This window comes from Mycobacterium sp. URHB0044 (genome assembly GCF_000620625.1).
In the GTDB taxonomy this organism is placed as follows: Bacteria; Actinomycetota; Actinomycetes; order Mycobacteriales; family Mycobacteriaceae; genus Mycobacterium.
Genome location: NZ_JIAW01000009.1, coordinates 71762 through 88431, shown reverse-complemented (window position 1 = coordinate 88431; position 16670 = coordinate 71762). Strand labels below are relative to the sequence as shown.

Genomic DNA, 16670 nt, shown 5'->3' with positions numbered 1-16670 from the left:
CGCGGTTGCGATACCGTCTGCGCCATGCCCGATTTCGAAACGCTGACGTTCGACCAGTCCGGATCCATCACGAGCATCGTGCTCAACCGGCCCGACGCCGCCAACGGCATGAACGACGCCATGACGCGCGAACTCTCGATCGCAGCGGCGCTGTGCGACACCGCAGCCACCAAGGTGGTCACGCTCACCGGCGCTGGCCGCTTCTTCTCCGCGGGTGGCGACCTCAGGGCCATGGCCGCCGCGCCCGACGCCGGGACGTTCGTCAAGGGCATGGCCGATGACCTGCATCGGGCGTTGTCGACGTTCGCCCGCATGGACGCGGTCCTGATCACCGCGGTCAACGGCACCGCAGCGGGCGCAGGCTTCAGCGTGGCCGTCACCGGTGATCTGGTGCTGTGCGCCGACTCGGCGAAGTTCACCATGGCCTACACGAAGGCCGGGCTCAGCCCCGACGGAAGCTCCTCGTACTACCTGCCGCGGCTCATCGGCATCCGACGTACCCAGGAACTGATGCTGACCAACCGGACCCTGTCTGCGGCCGAGGCGCTCGACTGGGGTCTGGTGACCGAAGTGGTGCCCGGCGCAGAACTGGCGGCCAGGACCGAAGCGCTTGCCCAGGCGATGGCAAGCACCGCCCGCCCGTCGAACTCGGCCGTCAAGAAGCTGCTGCTGGCCACCTATCGCTCGGGCATCGAGGAGCAGATGGAACTCGAGGGCCGCCTGATCGCCGAGTGCGCGCGCTCCGCTGACGGCGCCGAAGGCATCGCGGCCTTCCTCGGCAAGCGCAAACCGGAGTTCAGTTAGAAGGAGTGTTCCTCCGCCGGGAAGGCGCCGGTGGCGACCTCTTCGGCGTATTGGACTGCGGCACGGCGCAATTCGGCACCGACGTCGCCGAATCGCTTGACGAACTTCGCCGTCCGGCCCGACGTCATCCCGGCCATGTCCTGCCACACCAGCACCTGGGCGTCGCAGTTGGGACCCGCGCCGATGCCGACCGTCGGGATGGTCAGCTTGCCGGTGATCTGGGTGGCGAGTTCGGCGGGCACCATTTCGAGGACCACGGCGATGGCGCCTGCCTCGGCAACGGCGATGGCGTCGTGGACGGTCTGCTCGGCGGCATCGCCACGGCCCTGCACGCGGAAGCCGCCGAGACCGTTGACACTTTGCGGAGTGAAGCCGATGTGGGCCACGACGGGAATCCCCGCCTGCGTCAGTATTGCGATCTGCTCGCTGACCCGTTCGCCGCCCTCCAGCTTGACTGCCGCCGCGCCCGTCTCCTTGAGGAACCGCGTCGCCGTGGCCAGCGCCTGCTGCGGGCCCGCTTCATAGCTGCCGAACGGCAGGTCGGCGACCACGAGCGCGTGGGGCGCACCGCGGACCACACCGCGGACCAGGGGAATCAGCTCGTCGATGGTCACCGGCACCGTGGTGTCGTAGCCGTAGACGACGTTGGCCGCGGAATCGCCGACCAACAGCACGGGGATCTCCGCGTCGTCGAAGACGCGGGCGGTGGAGTAGTCGTAGGCCGTCAGCATGGACCACTTGTGGCCCTCGGCCTTCCACTTCTGCAGGTGGTGGGTGCGGATTTTGGTGCGAGGCTTCGGCTGCGAATCGGTGGCAGCACCGTAAACCGTTTGCTCAGACATCATTGTCCCCAATCTGGGTCGGGTCGATCCTCGTGGCCCATGTCGGGTCCCCGGGTTCGTCAGACATCACGAATTCTGCCACTTCCCCATGGCAGTTGGAACCGTGGGGGAAGTGGATTTCCTCACATGTCGAGTCACGTCCCGCCTACCATCGGCCCATGCAACGGCTCAGCGGACTCGACGCCAGCTTCCTCTACCTCGAGACCGCCATACAGCCACTGCACGTGTGCTCGGTCCTGGAGATCGACACCTCGACCATCCCCGGCGGCTACACGTTCGACCGCTTGCGTGACGCCTTGGGCCTGCGGATCAAGGCGATGCCGGAGTTTCGCGAGAAGCTGGTGGACAACCGGCTCAATCTCGATCACCCGGTGTGGGTGGAGGACAAGGACTTCGACGTCGACCGGCATCTGCATCGCATCGGCCTGCCCTCTCCGGGTGGGCGGACCGAGCTCGGCGAAATCTGCGGGCACATCGCGTCGTTGTCGCTCGACCGCAGCAGGCCGCTGTGGGAAATGTGGATCATCGAGAACATCGCGGGCACCGACGCGCACGGCGGCGGCAGGCTCGCGGTCATGACGAAGGTGCACCATGCCGGCGTCGACGGTGTCACCGGCGCCAACCTGATGTCTCAGCTGTGCACCACGGAAGCCGATGCGCCACCGCCGGATCCGGTCGAGGGAGCTGGTGATGCAACTGATCTGGAGATCGCGATCGGTGGTGCGGTCAGGTTCGTCACCCGGCCACTGAAGCTCGTCAACGTGGTGCCGTCGACGCTTTCGACGGTGCTGGACACGGTGAAGCGTGCCCGCTCCGGCCTCAGCATGGCGGCACCCTTCGCCGCGCCGAAGACCGCGTTCAACGCCACGATCACCGGGCACCGCAACGTCGCGTTCGCCCAACTCGACCTCGACGACGTCAAGACCGTCAAGAATCACTTCGGCGTGAAGCTCAACGACGTCGTGATGGCGCTGGTGTCCGGGGTGTTGCGGCGGTTCCTGCTCGACCGAGGCGAACTGCCGGACGGCTCGCTGGTGGCGATGGTCCCGGTGTCGGTGCACGACAAGTCCGATCGCCCCGGCCGAAACCAGGTGTCGGGCATGTTCTCCCGGCTCGAAACCCACATCGAGGATCCCGCCGAACGGCTGAAGTCCATCGCCGCCGCGAATTCAGTTGCCAAGCAACACAGTGCGGCGATCGGGGCGACACTGCTGCAGGACTGGTCGCAGTTCGCGGCGCCCGCGGTGTTCGGGGTCGCGATGCGGGTGTACGCCGCGAGCCGGCTGACGAGCGCGAAGCCCGTGCACAACCTGGTGGTCTCCAACGTGCCGGGGCCGCAGATTCCGTTGTACTTCCTGGGTGCGCAGGTCAAGGCGATGTACCCGCTCGGCCCGATCTTCCACGGCTCGGGACTCAACATCACGGTGATGTCATTGAACGGGACACTCGACGTCGGGCTGATCTCTTGCCCCGAACTTCTGCCGGATCTCTGGGACATGGCCGACGACTTCGTCGTGGCACTCGGGGAGTTGCTCGACGCGACGCGCTAAGTGCCCTTAGCAGCGCCGATGCGCCCGCATGGCAGCATGGGCAGCCATGAAGCTTCGGAGCGGGCTGCTTGCGGCCGCCATGGTGATGTTGCTGGTGGCGGGTTGCAGCAAGGTGGTCGACGGGAAGGCCATCGTCGGTGCGCCGAAGCCCGGCACGCCCGTGCAATGGTCGGCGTGCGAGTCGGCCTCGTCCGATGACGTGAAGATCCCCGCGGGCGGCGAATGCGGAATGCTCTCGGTTCCCGTCGATTACGCCAAGCCCGACGGCGACGTCGCGCAGATCGCGATGATCCGGTTCAAGGCCACCGGGAACAAGATCGGCTCGCTCATCGTCAACCCGGGTGGTCCCGGCGAGTCCGGAGTGGACGCGGCCGCCTCGATCGTCGGAACCATGCCGGAGTCGGTGCGGGACCGCTTCGACCTGGTCGGCTTCGACCCGCGCGGCGTCGGCAAGTCGACCCCGGCGGTGTGGTGCAACTCGGATGCCGACAACGACCGGTTGCGCGCCGACCCCCAGGTCGACTATTCGCCGGAGGGCGTCGCGCACATCGAGTCCGAGACGAAGGAATTCGTCCAGCGCTGCGTGGACAAGATGGGCAAGGAGTTCCTCGCCAACGTCGGAACCGCAAGCGTGGTAAAGGATCTCGATGCGATGCGGGCTTCGCTCGGTGACAAGCAGCTGAACTACCTCGGATACTCGTATGGCACCAGGATCGGATCGCTCTACGCGGAGAGCTACCCGCACAACGTGCGGTCGATGATCCTCGACGGTGCGGTGGACCCCAACGCCGACCCGATCGAGTCCAACATCCGGCAGGCCGCGGCGTTCCAGAAGGCGTTCGACGACTACGCGGCCGACTGTGCGACCAAGCCGACGTGTCCGCTGGGCACCGACCCGAGCAAGGCCGTCGACGTCTACCACAGTCTCGTCGATCCGCTGGTGGAGAAGCCGGCCAGTACCAAGGACCCACGCGGTCTGAGTTACGGCGACGCGCTGGTCGGGACCATCCTGCCGCTGTACTCGCCGAACCTGTGGCGTCACCTCACACAGGGCCTGACCGAACTGCGCCGCGGCGACGGCGACACCATGCTCGCGCTCGCCGACCTCTACATGGGTCGTGACGGCGAAGGTCACTACAACAACTCCACCGACGTGCGCGTCGCGGTGAACTGCGTCGACGAGCCGCCCATCACCGACCGCGACAAGACGATCGACGAGGACCGTCGGGCCAGGCAGGCCGCGCCCTTCATGAGCTACGGCGAGTTCACCGGACACGCGCCGCTGAGCACGTGCGCGTTCTGGCCGGTACCGCCGTCCTCGACGCCACACGAGATCAAGGTGAGCGGCCTACCTCCGATCCTGGTGGTGTCGACGACCCACGACCCGGCCACGCCGTATCAGGCGGGCGTCGACCTGGCCAAGCAACTCGGCGGGTCGGTGCTGACCTTCGAGGGCACCCAGCACACCGTGGTGTTCCAGGGCAATCGCTGCGTCGACGACATCGCCGCGAAGTACCTGATCGACGTCACCGTTCCGCCGCCGGGCGCCAAGTGCTGACCGCCGTAGGTCACCATCGCATCACCGTCTGATTGCTGGGTTGTCTCTGCCCGGACTCGGGTGCAGACCGCAAGCGCGTTGCGTGCGAACATGTTCGCCATGCGGGTGGGCCGGATGACAGCGGTGCCCCTTGCCACCCTGATGATGTCGGCCGCCATTTGCCCGGCCGCGTGGGCGTCACCGGAAGGCGAGTCCACCCAGCAATATGGACTGGCCCCTCAGTGGGGCAGTTGTTCGAACGTCCTCGCGGATCCCGCGGCGATCCCGACGGCCCAGTGCGGAACGGTCTCGGTGCCGGTCGACTACGCCAGGCCCGACGGCGCGCAGGCGCAGCTGGCGGTCATCCGGGTTCCCGCCACGGGTGATCGGATCGGCGTCCTGATGGTCAACCCGGGCGGCCCGGGAGCGTCGGCCGTCGACACCGTTGCCGGAATGGCCGCTGCCCTCGCCGACACGGACATCGGCAGGCGCTTCGACCTCGTCGGGTTCGACCCTCGCGGGGTCGGCCACTCGACGCCGGAGGTGCGGTGTCGCACCGACGCCGAATTCGACGCCTACCGACGCGAGCCGATGACCGACTACACCCCGGAGGGCGTCGCACGCATCGAGCAGCTGTATGCGAACCTCGCGCAGGGCTGTGCCGACAAGACCGGCCTCGACTTCCTCGCCAACGTCGGGACGGCGTCCACCGCGCAGGACATGGACGTGGTGCGTGCGGCGTTGGGGGAGAACCAGATCAACTTCCTCGGCTTCTCGTACGGGACGGAACTCGGCGCCACCTACGCCGAGCGGTATCCCGATCGCGTCAGGGCGATGGTGCTCGACGGTGCCGTCGATCCCAGTTCGGACCCGATCGGCGAGAACATCCGGCAGCTGGCCGGGTTCCAAATGGCGTTCGACGACTACGCCGCGGACTGTGCGCGGTCCGCGGACTGCCCGCTGGGGACCGACCCAACGCAGTTCGTGGCGCGCTACCGCCAGCTCGTCGATCCGTTGGTGCAGCAGCCCGGTGGCACCTCGGATCCGCGTGGCCTGAGCTATCAGGATGCGATCACGGGCACCGTCAACGCGCTCTACACGCAGCGGTACTGGAAGTACCTGACCAGTGGTCTGCTCGGCCTGCAGCGGGGGACCGACGCCGGTGACCTGTTGCTGCTCGCCGACGACTACCAGCGCCGCAACGCGAGCGGCCACTACGACAACGAGCAGGACGCGTTCATCGGGATTCGCTGCGTCGACGCGCCGTACCCCACCGACCCCGCCGCGTGGGTCGACGCCGACCGCCGGGCCAGGGAGGCGGCTCCCTTCATGGCGTACGGCGAGTTCACCGGATACGCGCCGCGGGATCCCTGCGCGATGTGGCCGGTGCCGCCGACCTCGGTACCGCACGACGTCGGTTCGCCCGGGCCCGGCAAGGTCGTGGTCGTTTCGACGACGCGCGATCCGGCCACGCCGTATCTGGCGGGCGTCGAGCTGGCACGCGAGTTGGACGCCGCCCTGATCACCTTCGCGGGCACCCAGCACACCGTCGTGTTCCACGGCGACCCGTGCGTCGACCCGGCCGTGGTCGCGTTCCTGGTCGACGCGGTGCAACCACCGCCGAATCTGCAGTGTCAGTGACGCCCCGACGTCGGCGAACACGACACGCAGCCGCGCCGTAACACAGAATTAACAGCCGGTGCCTACGCTGCGGACATGGATCGCCAGAAGGAATTCGTGCTTCGCACGCTGGAAGAACGCGACATCCGGTTCGTGCGGTTGTGGTTCACCGACGTGCTCGGATACCTCAAATCCGTGGCGATTGCCCCAGCCGAACTAGAAGGCGCCTTCGAAGAGGGCATCGGCTTCGACGGCTCGTCCATCGAAGGCTTCGCGCGGGTGTCGGAATCGGACACCGTGGCCCGCCCGGACCCGTCCACATTCCAGGTGCTGCCGTGGACGACGAGCGCGGGCAAGCATCACTCGGCCCGGATGTTTTGCGACATCACCATGCCGGACGGCTCGCCGTCGTGGGGCGACTCGCGGCACGTGCTGCGCCGTCAGCTCGCCAAGGCCAGTGACCTCGGATTCTCCTGCTACGTGCACCCGGAGATCGAGTTCTTCCTTCTCAAGCCGGGCTCCGACGACGAGCCGCCGGTACCCGCCGACAACGGCGGCTACTTCGACCAGACGATTCACGATGCCGCACCGAACTTCCGCCGCCACGCGATCGACGCGCTGGAGTCGATGGGCATCTCGGTGGAGTTCAGCCACCACGAAGGTGCGCCGGGGCAGCAGGAGATCGACCTCCGCTACGCCGACGCGCTGTCGATGGCCGACAACGTCATGACGTTCCGCTACGTGGTCAAGGAGGTCGCGCTCACCGAAGGCGTGCGGGCGTCCTTCATGCCGAAGCCGTTCGCCGAATACCCCGGCTCGGCGATGCACACCCACATGAGCCTGTTCGAGGGCGAGAACAACGCCTTCCACAGCCCCGACGATCCGCTGCAGCTGTCCGACGTCGGCAAGTCGTTCATCGCGGGCATCCTCGAACACGCCTCCGAGATCAGCGCCGTCACCAACCAGTGGGTGAACTCCTACAAGCGGCTGGTGCACGGCGGCGAGGCGCCGACCGCCGCGTCGTGGGGTGCCGCCAACCGTTCGGCGTTGGTGCGCGTGCCGATGTACACGCCGCGCAAGGCGTCGTCGCGCCGCGTCGAGGTCCGCAGCCCCGATTCGGCGTGCAACCCGTACCTCGCCTTCTCCGTGCTGTTGGCCGCCGGGCTGCGCGGCGTCGAGAAGGGCTACAAGCTCGGCCCTCAGGCCGAGGACAACGTCTGGAACCTGACCCCCGAGGAGCGACGCGCCATGGGGTACCGCGAGCTGCCCGGCAGCCTCGGAGTGGCGCTGACCGAGATGGAGAGCTCCGAACTGGTCGCGGAAGCGTTGGGGGAGCACGTGTTCGACTTCTTCCTGCGCAACAAGCGCGCCGAGTGGGAGAACTACCGCAGCCACGTCACGCCGTTCGAGCTGAAGACCTACCTGTCCCTGTAACGGCGGGCAGGGTAGTGCTGTGAGATAACGTCGGGGACATGGCCAAGCCCGCGACGCAGCGACCCAAGCTGCCAAGCGTCGGCAGGCTCGGATTGGTCGAACCCCCCGCCCGCGCGGACCTGGACCGGTTGGGCTGGCACACAGACGCCCACGTCGAGTTGTTGTGGTCGCTGTCGCGCGCGCCGGACGCCGACTCCGCGCTGCGCACGATGGTGCGCCTCGCCGACACCCTCGGCAGCGCTTGGGACGAGCTGAACCAAGCCCTGGTCAAGGACCGCTCCCTGCGCGGTCGGCTGTTCGCCGTGTTGGGCTCGTCGCTGGCACTCGGCGACCACCTCATCGCACACCCGCAGTCATGGCATCTGCTGGCAGGCAACGTCGCCCTGCCGTCGGCCGACCAATTGCGCCGCGACTTCGCGGCGGTGGCCGAATGTGCAACGGACGCAAAGTCGGTGCAGGCCTCGCTGCGAACCCTCTACCGCGACCGGCTCCTGGTGCTGGCGGCCCTCGACGTGGCGCCGACCGTCGAGAACGAACCCGTGTTGCCCTTCGCGACGGTCGGCGAACACCTGGCCGACCTCGCCGACGCTGCACTGGGTGCGGCGCTGATCGTGGCAACCCGCACGGTGTGCGACGAAAGCACGCCGCCGCCCCGGCTCGCAGTGATCGCCATGGGCAAGTCCGGTGCGCGCGAGCTGAATTACGTCAGCGACGTCGACGTGATCCTGGTGGCCGAGCACGCGGACGCCCTCTCCACCCGCGTTGCAGGAGAGATGATGCGGTTCGGCGGCGACACGTTCTTCGAGCTGGATGCGGGGCTGCGCCCCGAGGGCAAGCAGGGCCCGCTGGTTCGGACCCTCGAATCGCACATCGCCTATTACGAGCGGTGGGCCAAGACGTGGGAGTTCCAAGCGCTGCTGAAGGCGCGTCCGGCGGCCGGTGACCCCGAGCTGGGCGCGCGGTACATGGAAGCGCTGAGCCCAATGGTGTGGAACGCCTCCGAGCGCGAGGACTTCGTTTCCGAGGTGCAGGCCATGCGCCGCCGCGTCGAGGAACTGGTGCCGGCGGGCGTACGCGATCGCGAACTGAAACTCGGCACCGGTGGCCTTCGCGACGTCGAGTTCGCCGTGCAGCTGCTGCAATTGGTGCACGGCCGCAACGACGAGTCGCTGCACGTCGCGTCCACGGTCGACGCGTTGGCAGCCCTCGGCGAGGGCGGCTACGTCGGCCGCGACGATGCCGCCAACCTGACGGCGTCCTACGAGTTTCTGCGCCTCCTCGAGCACCGGCTGCAGCTGCAGCGCCTCAAGCGCACGCACATGCTGCCCGAGTCCGACGACGAAGAGGCCATGCGATGGCTGGCCCGCGCCGCGCACATGCGACCCGACGGCCAGCACGACGCGGTCGGCGTGTTGCGGGAAGAACTCAAACGCCAGAGCATGCGGGTGTCACGCCTGCACGCCAAGCTCTTCTATCAGCCGTTGCTCGAATCGGTGGGCAGCCCGGCGGCCGAACTGACCGCCTCCATGACGCCCAAGGCCGCCGAACGTCAGCTCGCCGCACTGGGTTACGAGGGGCCGCAGAGCGCGCTCACCCATTTGGCGGCGTTGACCGGCCACACCGGACGGCGCGGGCGCGTGCAGCGAGTGCTACTGCCGACGTTGCTGGACTGGTTGTCCGACACCCCGGACCCCGACGCGGGCCTGCTGTCCTACCGGCGGCTCAGCGACGCGCTTGGCGAACAGCGCTGGTTTTTGTCCACGCTGCGCGACGAGGGCGCGGTCGCCAAACGGCTGATGCGCGTGCTGGGCACGTCGGCGTTCGTGCCCGACCTGCTGATGCGCGCGCCCGAGGTGATCCAGCAGTACGCCGACGGACCACAGGGGCCGAAGCTGTTGGAGGTCGACCCGGAGAGCATGGGTCGCGCGCTGATCGCGTCGGCAGGCAGGCACACCGATCCCGAGCGCGCCATCATGGCGGCGCGCACGCTGCGCCGCAGGGAGCTGGCCCGCATCGCGTCGGCCGACCTGCTCGGCATGCTCGAGGTCACCGCGGTGTGCAAGGCGCTCACCTCGGTCTGGGTGGCGGTGTTGCAGGCGGCGCTCGACGTGGTCATCCGGGCGAACACGCCCGTATCCGGGCCGCCTGCGCGCATCGCGGTCATCGGCATGGGTCGACTCGGTGGCGGCGAACTGGGTTACGGCTCCGACGCCGATGTGATGTTCGTTTGCGAGCCGCACGACGGTGTCGAGGAATCGGTTGCGGTGAAGTGGTCGGTGACCATCGCTGAACAGGTGCGGGCACGACTCGGCACGCCCAGTGCGGACCCACCGCTCGAGGTCGACGCCAATCTGCGGCCCGAGGGGCGCAGCGGCCCGCTGGTCCGGACGTTGGCGTCGTATGAGTCCTACTACGCGCAGTGGGCTCAGGCGTGGGAGATTCAGGCCCTGCTGCGGGCGCACCGGGTCGCCGGTGATCCCGAGCTCGGCGAGCGTTTCCTGTTGATGATCGACAAGACCCGCTATCCCGCAGGCGGCGTTTCGGCCGCTGCCGTGCAGGAGATCCGGCGCATCAAGGCCCGAGTCGAAGCCGAGCGGTTGCCGCGTGGTGCGGATCCCAACACCCACACCAAATTGGGCAGGGGCGGTCTCGCCGACATCGAGTGGACCGTGCAGTTGCTCCAACTGCGCCACGCGCACCAGGTGCCCGCGTTGCGCGGCACGTCGACGCTGCAGACCCTCGACGCCATCGGTGCGGCCGAGCTGATCGCCGAGGGCGACATCGACCTGTTGCGCCAGGCGTGGCTGACCGCGACGCGGGCACGCAACGCACTGGTCCTGGTGCGCGGCAAGCCCTCCGATCAGCTGCCCGGCCCCGGCCGTCAGCTCAACGCGGTGGCCCTGGCCGCCGGCTGGCACAACGACAACGGTGGCGAGTTCCTCGACAACTACCTGCGGGTCACCCGTCGGGCAAAGGCAGTGGTACGGAAGGTCTTCGGTGCATGAGGCCGGTGGATGAGGCAAACAAGGGGCGCGGCTTGAACGAGGACTTCGGCTTGGACGTCATCAGTGCCGACGAGTACGACCGGCTGCGCGACGTCTACGAGCCTCTGACCCAGTCCATGCGCAGGTTGATCGACGCGGCTATCCGCACCGGCGTGGACGACGACACCATCCGCGACGCCCGCGCCGCCATCGACGCGATCGCCGACACGCTGGAACGCGAACGGCGCGGTACCACGTCGAATCTGCGGCACGCGGGCACCGGCCGTCCACTGGCGTTGGCCAATCCGGCTGTCGGCCTTCGCAATGCGATCGCCCCGCCGATGGTGATCCACCACGAGGAGGGGGGCCGATGCTGGTCCGAGTTCACCTTGGGGGCGGCCTACGAAGGCCCGCCCGGGCTGGTGCACGGCGGGATCTGCGCACTCGTGCTCGACCACATGCTCGGCGAGGCGGCCAGTGACGGTTTGACGAAGCCGTTGTTCACCGGCACCATCACGCTGCGCTATCTGCGGGGTACGCCGCAGGGTCCGCTGCGCGCCGAGGCGTTCATCGAACGCACCGAGGGCATCAAGACCTACGCGCGCGGATATCTCAGTGACGGGGACGGCCGCACCGTGGAGGCCGATGGTGTGTTCATCCGACCGGCGTGGGCGCGGGACGCCGGATGACGATGAAGTTCTACATCAGCCCGGCCTTCCTGGAGACCCGCGAGATCGTCGAGTTGGCCAGGGCTGCAGACGATCTCGGCTATGACGGTTTCGGCATTCCCGACCACGTGGTGAACCTGGAGAAGCTGGCGACCCCGTATCCGTACACCAAGGACGGCGAGCGGCGCTGGCAGCCATTCACCGACTGGCCCGATCCGTGGGTGCTCGTCGGCGCGCTCGCGCAGGTGACGACGCGACTGCACTTCGTCACCACGGTGTACATCCCCGGCATGCGTGACCCGTACTCGGTCGCCAAATCCGTCGGCACCGCAGCGTATCTCGCCGACGGTCGCGTCGAACTCGGCATCGGCGTCGGCTGGTGCGAGGAGGAGTTCACGCTGATGGGCCAGCGGTTCGACCGCCGCGGCAAGCGCACCGACGAGATGCTGGAACTGTTGCGTGCGCTGTGGCAACCGGGCTGGACCGAATTCGACGGTGAGTTCTACCAGACGCCAAGGCTCGAGATGGAGCCCACGCCGCCGCACATCCCCATCTACGTCGGGGGTCTCAGCGACATCGCGTTACGCCGCGCCGCCCGCAACGACGGCTGGATCGGCGACCTGATCACCACCGACAGGGCCATCGCCGCCGCCGCCCGGCTGCGGGAACTGCGGGCCGAAAATGGCCTGACCATGGACGATTTCACGATCCTGACGCCGCTGACCGATGCGTTGACGATCCCCGACTACGAACGCGCGGCCGCTGCCGGCATCACGCACATCCTGACCATGCCGTGGATGTTCTACACCGGAGCCGCGGCCACTACCGCCGAGAAGATCGACGGCATGAAGCGCTTCCGCAAGGACCTGGCGCTCGACGGTTAGCGGCGCGCCCGCACAGGCCGTCGTCCGCCCCGCATGGCGTCGAGCGCGTAGGCGCCGCCGCCGGTGAACACCAGCAGGAAGAAGCCGAAGCAGTACAGCACGGCCAGTTCTCCGCCGTTCTCGATCGGCCACAATCCCGTCGGCTGATGTTGGCTGAAGTACGCGAACGCCATCTCGCCGGATGCCACGAACGCCGCGACCCGCGTGACGAACCCCGTCAGGATCAGTAATCCTGCGATCAGCTCGATCAGACCGGCCCACCAAAAGGGCCACGCGCCAACAGGAATCGGACCGGGGGCGGCGATCGGCCAGTCGAATAGCTTCTGCGTCGCGTGCACGGTGTACATGAGGCCGAACACGATGCGGAACAGGCTCAGCACCGTGGGCGAGAACGAGGTGAGGCGGGCGTCCAGGTTCGTCATGACCAAGACCCTACTATTCGGACCCCAGTCCGGATAATCGAGCGTTGCGAGGCTGCCGGTTGGAGGTGGACTGGTTTGGGTGGGTCCCCGTATGGGGATAGCTGCGTGACGATATCGCCGGGACGAAGTCGGTGGTGGTGCTGAACGAGTTCACGTTCGGCTGTCTGCTCGCCCGACTCGGCAGCGATGAGCAACTCGGCGATCGTATCGACCAACTCGTCGTTGGTGATGAGTTCGTCCAGAGCGGGCCAAGCGTCCCACAAGAGTGTCTCGTCCCCGTAGCGGTGGCAGAGATCGTAGGCAAGGTATGTCCGGATGAGGCTTGAGACGGTAAATGCCGATCCGCGCGGAATGGGGTATCGGTCGACGGCGTCGCGGTCGTGCCGGAGCATGTTCCATGCGTGGGCCGCAGATTGGAACGGCGCGTGAGGCCCGATCTGAATATCGTTGGGGTCGAACGGCACTGACCCGATGGGCAGCTCCGGATCGGTATGAACCCAGCGGTCAGTGGACCAGTATTCGACAACGACGTGGTCGATACGATGGCCGGGCTCCAGGTAGTTGGCGAAGCCGACTCGGATGCGGGCCGGGACTCCTTGTTCCCGCAGCACGCTCACGACGAAGAGCGCGTGGTCACGACAACAGCCCGCCACTCGGGTGTCGGGATCGCGGGGGGCGTCGAGGGGGACTGGGTGGCGGACTTGATCGGTGTCGAGGATTCGCCGTAACCAGCGACTGTTGACTTCGTCGCGGCGCTCGGGCCCCAGGGCTGGCAGTTCAGCCCGGTAGTGGCCGATCACGTTACGAGCCACCTGGCAGATGGATGTGAGATCGCGGGGTAACTGTCGAAGAAGGGCGCGATACGGCCCAGGGTCCGAGTAAGACGTGTGGGCAATCCACCGGCCGGTCATACGGTATGCCTCCCTAAAGGCGTGGATGAGCGCTGTGGGGGATCAAATCGTCCCCTTAGGGATATCGAAATTTTTGGCCAATTTTCAAGTGACGGCGTCGTTTTCGGGCGCGAACGTGTCAGCCCACCAAAGACGAAACAACCCGATCCGCCATCGTTGCTGCGATGGGGGACCGGGTTGTTTCGTCGCTCGTGCTGGTCAGCGCGTTGGCTGGCCTACACGTCGTAGTACAGCGCGAACTCGTACGGGTGCGGCCGAATCTGGACCGGCAGGATCTCGTTCTCCCGCTTGTACGAGATGTAGGTCTCGATCAGGTCCTCGGTGAACACGCCACCCTCGGTGAGGTACTCGTGATCTGCCTCGAGCCGGTCGATGACCGCGGACAGCGAGGTGGGCGCCTGCGGAATGTTGGCGGCCTCGTCCGGCGGCAGCTCGTAGAGGTCCTTGTCGACGGGCGTCAGCGGCTCGATCTTCTTCTTGATGCCGTCGATGCCAGCCATCAGCATCGCTGCGAACGCCAGGTACGGGTTGCCCGAGCTGTCCGGGCAACGGAACTCGAGGCGCTTGGCCTTCGGGTTGTTGCCGGTGATCGGGATGCGCACACAGGCCGACCGGTTGCGCTGGCTGTAGACCAGGTTGATCGGGGCCTCGTATCCGGGCACCAGACGCTTGTAGGAGTTCACCGTCGCGTTGGTGAACGCCAGCAGCGACGGCGCGTGGTGCAGGATGCCGCCGATGTAGTGGCGTGCCAGGTCCGAAAGGCCGGCGTAGCCCGACTCGTCGTGGAACAGCGGCTTGCCGTCCTTCCACAGCGACTGGTGGGCGTGCATGCCCGATCCGTTGTCGCCGAACAGCGGCTTCGGCATGAAGGTGACGGTCTTGCCGTTCGCCCATGCCGTGTTCTTGATGATGTACTTGAACAGCAGCACATCGTCGGCCGCATGCAGCAGCGTGTTGAACTTGTAGTTGATCTCGGCCTGACCGGCGGTGCCCACCTCGTGGTGGCCGCGCTCGAGGGTGAAGCCGGCGTTCTGCAGGTTGGTGGCCATCTCGTCGCGCAGGTCGACGTAGTGGTCGTACGGCGCCACCGGGAAGTAGCCGCCCTTGGGGCGCACCTTGTAACCGCGGTTGGCACTGCCGTCTGCCTCGAAGGGCTCGCCGGTGTTCCACCAGCCCGACTCGGAGTCGACCTCGTAGAAGGTGCCGTTGATCTTCGAGTCGAACGACACCGAGTCGAAGATGTAGAACTCGGCTTCGGCGCCGAAGAAGCAGGTGTCGGCGATGCCGGTGCTCGTCAGGTAGTTCTCGGCCTTGCGGGCCACGTTGCGCGGGTCGCGTGAGTACGCCTCACGGGTGAACGGATCGTGCACGAAGAAGTTCATGTTCAACGTCTTCGCCGCCCGGAACGGGTCGATGCGCGCCGTGTCCGCGTCCGGCAGCAGCATCATGTCGGATTCGTGGATCGACTGGAAGCCGCGCACCGACGAACCGTCGAAGGCGAGCCCGTCCTCGAAGATGCTCTCGTCGAACGTCGAAGCCGGGATAGAGAAGTGCTGGACCGAACCGGGCAGATCGCAGAACCGGATGTCGACGTACTCGACATTCTCGTCTGAGATCAGCTTGATGATGTCGTCGGCCGTCTTTTCTGCCACTGAGTAATCTCCTTTGACTGGATTCCCGCCGGTTGACGCTAGGGACACGATGTTGCACCGTCATCAACCGGATGTTGCGCTGACGTTACGCAATGCCCATGGACCATATGCTTGTGGCATGGCCCGCACCTTCGGATCCTGGCTGTCCGGTCCACCGCCGTCTGAGACGGGGGACCAAACCCAAGGCCCCAACGACCATCCCGGTGAGCGGCTCGGCCTGCCCGCGACCGGGCCCCAGTCGCAGGCCCGGATGGGCCGTCGCGTCGGGGCGCTGATGGTCGACTGGCTGATCGGATACGGGCTGGCCGCGCTGGGCATGACGCTGGGCATCGTGTCGATGGCGACGCTCTCGACGGCGGTCCTGATCGTCTGGTTCGTGCTCGGCGTTGCCTCGGTCCGGCTGTTCGGCTTCACACCCGGTCAGCTGGTGTTCGGACTGATGGTCGTGCCCGTGGACGGGCGTCAACACGTCGGCACGGGCAGGGCCGTGGTCCGGGGCCTGCTGATCGCCCTGGTGATACCGGCGCTGTTCACCGACTCGGACCTGCGGGGATTGCAGGACCGGGCGACGGCGACGGCCGTCGTGCGCGCTCGATAGCGCTACTTCCTTCGCACCGTCCGCTGCACGCCGCGCATCTTGGCGTTGCCAGGCAGCGGTCCCTTCGGCATCGCGGCAGGCCCGACGCGCGAGCCCAGCGCGACGAGCTTGGACTCGAGCGCGTCCATCTGCTTGGCGGTGATGTTGGCCGGCAGTTTGGTCAGGTGGCGCTCGAGCTTGGACAGCGGCACCTCACCCTCGCCGTTGCCGACGACGATGTCGTAGATCGGGGTATCGCCGATCAGGCGCGCGGTGCGCTTCTTCTCCTGTGCGAGCAGGGGTTTGACCCGCGCCGCCGATCCCTCGCCGACGAAGATCACACCGGGCCTGCCGATCACGCGGTGCACCGCATCGAAGTGTCCGGTCGCCGCGACGCCGGGGGTGACCCGCCACTTGCCGCGCATGTTGTCCAGCGCCCACGCCGCGGCGCCCGTCTGGCCCTCCGCCTTGCTGTACACGGACTTCTGCGCACGTCTGCCGAAGATGATGAACGCCACCAGGGCGCCCAGTAGGACGCCGAGCGGGATCAGCGTGACCATGGTGAAGGTGCTGCCACTGAACACGCCCGCTACCACTGCCGCGGCGACGATCAGCACGAACGCGCCGATCATGTAGGGCAGTAGCCGCTTGTCTTCCTTGCGCTGCATCTGGAACGCCTGCCACAACTGGCTGCGGCGCTGCTTTGACGCCGCCTTTCGGGCGGCCTTCGCCTCGGCCTTTGCGGCCTTATTGTTGGCGGCGGGCTTGCTGGATTTCGCCATGAG

14 protein-coding genes are annotated in these 16670 nt (G+C 67.0%); 9 read left to right on the top strand and 5 right to left on the bottom strand.

Annotated elements, in window-relative coordinates:
• Nucleotides 1–24: 24 nt before the first annotated feature.
• Nucleotides 25–804: an enoyl-CoA hydratase/isomerase family protein gene (locus N536_RS0119310; protein WP_029115116.1), complete on the top strand. Its 780-nt coding sequence runs from the start codon at nucleotides 25–27 to the stop codon at nucleotides 802–804.
• On the opposite strand, the gene panB is transcribed toward N536_RS0119310, so the two are convergent.
• Complete coding sequence (gene panB / locus N536_RS0119305) at nucleotides 801–1646, bottom strand: 3-methyl-2-oxobutanoate hydroxymethyltransferase (RefSeq protein WP_029115115.1); 846 nt, start codon at nucleotides 1644–1646, stop codon at nucleotides 801–803. The genes N536_RS0119310 and panB overlap by 4 nt on opposite strands.
• A gap of 158 nt (nucleotides 1647–1804) precedes the next feature.
• On the opposite strand from panB, the gene N536_RS0119300 reads away from it, so the two are divergent.
• The 7 genes from N536_RS0119300 to N536_RS0119270 all read left to right on the top strand — a co-directional run bounded on the left by N536_RS0119300 (nucleotide 1805) and on the right by N536_RS0119270 (nucleotide 12323).
• Nucleotides 1805–3196: a wax ester/triacylglycerol synthase family O-acyltransferase gene (locus tag N536_RS0119300; protein ID WP_029115114.1), complete on the top strand. Its 1392-nt coding sequence runs from the start codon at nucleotides 1805–1807 to the stop codon at nucleotides 3194–3196.
• Between the two features lie 46 nt (nucleotides 3197–3242).
• The gene (locus N536_RS0119295) at nucleotides 3243–4754 is read left to right on the top strand and encodes an alpha/beta hydrolase (RefSeq protein WP_197040181.1); all 1512 of its coding nucleotides are present in this window, start codon (nucleotides 3243–3245) and stop codon (nucleotides 4752–4754) included.
• Between the two features lie 90 nt (nucleotides 4755–4844).
• Nucleotides 4845–6374 carry an alpha/beta hydrolase gene (locus N536_RS0119290; protein WP_029115112.1) on the top strand — a complete coding sequence of 510 codons (1530 nt, stop codon included), beginning with the start codon at nucleotides 4845–4847 and terminating at the stop codon, nucleotides 6372–6374.
• A gap of 75 nt (nucleotides 6375–6449) precedes the next feature.
• On the top strand, nucleotides 6450–7787 hold the full coding sequence (locus N536_RS0119285; RefSeq protein WP_029115111.1) for a glutamine synthetase family protein: 1338 nt from the start codon (nucleotides 6450–6452) through the stop codon (nucleotides 7785–7787).
• Nucleotides 7788–7825: 38 nt separating this feature from the next.
• Nucleotides 7826–10792 (top strand): bifunctional [glutamine synthetase] adenylyltransferase/[glutamine synthetase]-adenylyl-L-tyrosine phosphorylase, encoded by a 2967-nt coding sequence (locus N536_RS0119280; protein WP_029115110.1) that lies wholly within the window; start codon nucleotides 7826–7828, stop codon nucleotides 10790–10792.
• On the top strand, nucleotides 10789–11460 hold the full coding sequence (locus N536_RS0119275; protein ID WP_051574618.1) for a PaaI family thioesterase: 672 nt from the start codon (nucleotides 10789–10791) through the stop codon (nucleotides 11458–11460). Before N536_RS0119280 ends, N536_RS0119275 begins: the two co-directional genes overlap by 4 nt.
• Nucleotides 11461–11462: 2 nt before the next feature.
• A complete protein-coding gene (locus N536_RS0119270) occupies nucleotides 11463–12323 on the top strand; it encodes a TIGR03619 family F420-dependent LLM class oxidoreductase (RefSeq protein ID WP_029115108.1) in 861 nt (286 codons plus the stop codon).
• On the opposite strand, the gene N536_RS0119265 is transcribed toward N536_RS0119270, so the two are convergent.
• From N536_RS0119265 to glnA, 3 genes are all read right to left on the bottom strand, one after another.
• On the bottom strand, nucleotides 12320–12745 hold the full coding sequence (locus N536_RS0119265; protein ID WP_036436977.1) for a DoxX family protein: 426 nt from the start codon (nucleotides 12743–12745) through the stop codon (nucleotides 12320–12322). The two genes, N536_RS0119270 and N536_RS0119265, sit on opposite strands and share 4 nt — an antisense overlap.
• Nucleotides 12742–13545, bottom strand: coding sequence for a transglutaminase-like domain-containing protein (locus tag N536_RS38895; RefSeq protein ID WP_197040180.1), 804 nt, complete (start codon nucleotides 13543–13545; stop codon nucleotides 12742–12744). The genes N536_RS0119265 and N536_RS38895 overlap by 4 nt, the downstream gene beginning before the upstream one ends.
• Nucleotides 13546–13871: 326 nt before the next feature.
• Nucleotides 13872–15308, bottom strand: a complete 1437-nt coding sequence (glnA, locus tag N536_RS0119255; RefSeq protein WP_029115106.1) for a type I glutamate--ammonia ligase — start codon at nucleotides 15306–15308, stop codon at nucleotides 13872–13874.
• Between the two features lie 118 nt (nucleotides 15309–15426).
• Here glnA and N536_RS0119250 point away from each other — a divergent pair, with 118 nt between their 5' ends.
• The gene (locus tag N536_RS0119250; RefSeq protein WP_029115105.1) at nucleotides 15427–15906 is read left to right on the top strand and encodes an RDD family protein; all 480 of its coding nucleotides are present in this window, start codon (nucleotides 15427–15429) and stop codon (nucleotides 15904–15906) included.
• A gap of 2 nt (nucleotides 15907–15908) precedes the next feature.
• Here N536_RS0119250 and N536_RS0119245 read toward each other — a convergent pair whose 3' ends face one another.
• Nucleotides 15909–16667: a DUF4191 domain-containing protein gene (locus tag N536_RS0119245; RefSeq protein WP_029115104.1), complete on the bottom strand. Its 759-nt coding sequence runs from the start codon at nucleotides 16665–16667 to the stop codon at nucleotides 15909–15911.
• Between the last annotated feature and the right edge of the window lie 3 nt (nucleotides 16668–16670).

Coding starts and splice junctions, on each gene's coding strand:
- N536_RS0119310 (WP_029115116.1), top strand. CDS start 25: ATGCCCGATTTCGAAACGCTGACGTTCGACCAGTCCGGATCCATCACG.
- panB (WP_029115115.1), bottom strand. CDS start 1,646: ATGTCTGAGCAAACGGTTTACGGTGCTGCCACCGATTCGCAGCCGAAG.
- N536_RS0119300 (WP_029115114.1), top strand. CDS start 1,805: ATGCAACGGCTCAGCGGACTCGACGCCAGCTTCCTCTACCTCGAGACC.
- N536_RS0119295 (WP_197040181.1), top strand. CDS start 3,243: ATGAAGCTTCGGAGCGGGCTGCTTGCGGCCGCCATGGTGATGTTGCTG.
- N536_RS0119290 (WP_029115112.1), top strand. CDS start 4,845: ATGTTCGCCATGCGGGTGGGCCGGATGACAGCGGTGCCCCTTGCCACC.
- N536_RS0119285 (WP_029115111.1), top strand. CDS start 6,450: ATGGATCGCCAGAAGGAATTCGTGCTTCGCACGCTGGAAGAACGCGAC.
- N536_RS0119280 (WP_029115110.1), top strand. CDS start 7,826: ATGGCCAAGCCCGCGACGCAGCGACCCAAGCTGCCAAGCGTCGGCAGG.
- N536_RS0119275 (WP_051574618.1), top strand. CDS start 10,789: ATGAGGCCGGTGGATGAGGCAAACAAGGGGCGCGGCTTGAACGAGGAC.
- N536_RS0119270 (WP_029115108.1), top strand. CDS start 11,463: ATGAAGTTCTACATCAGCCCGGCCTTCCTGGAGACCCGCGAGATCGTC.
- N536_RS0119265 (WP_036436977.1), bottom strand. CDS start 12,745: ATGACGAACCTGGACGCCCGCCTCACCTCGTTCTCGCCCACGGTGCTG.
- N536_RS0119250 (WP_029115105.1), top strand. CDS start 15,427: ATGGCCCGCACCTTCGGATCCTGGCTGTCCGGTCCACCGCCGTCTGAG.
- N536_RS0119245 (WP_029115104.1), bottom strand. CDS start 16,667: ATGGCGAAATCCAGCAAGCCCGCCGCCAACAATAAGGCCGCAAAGGCC.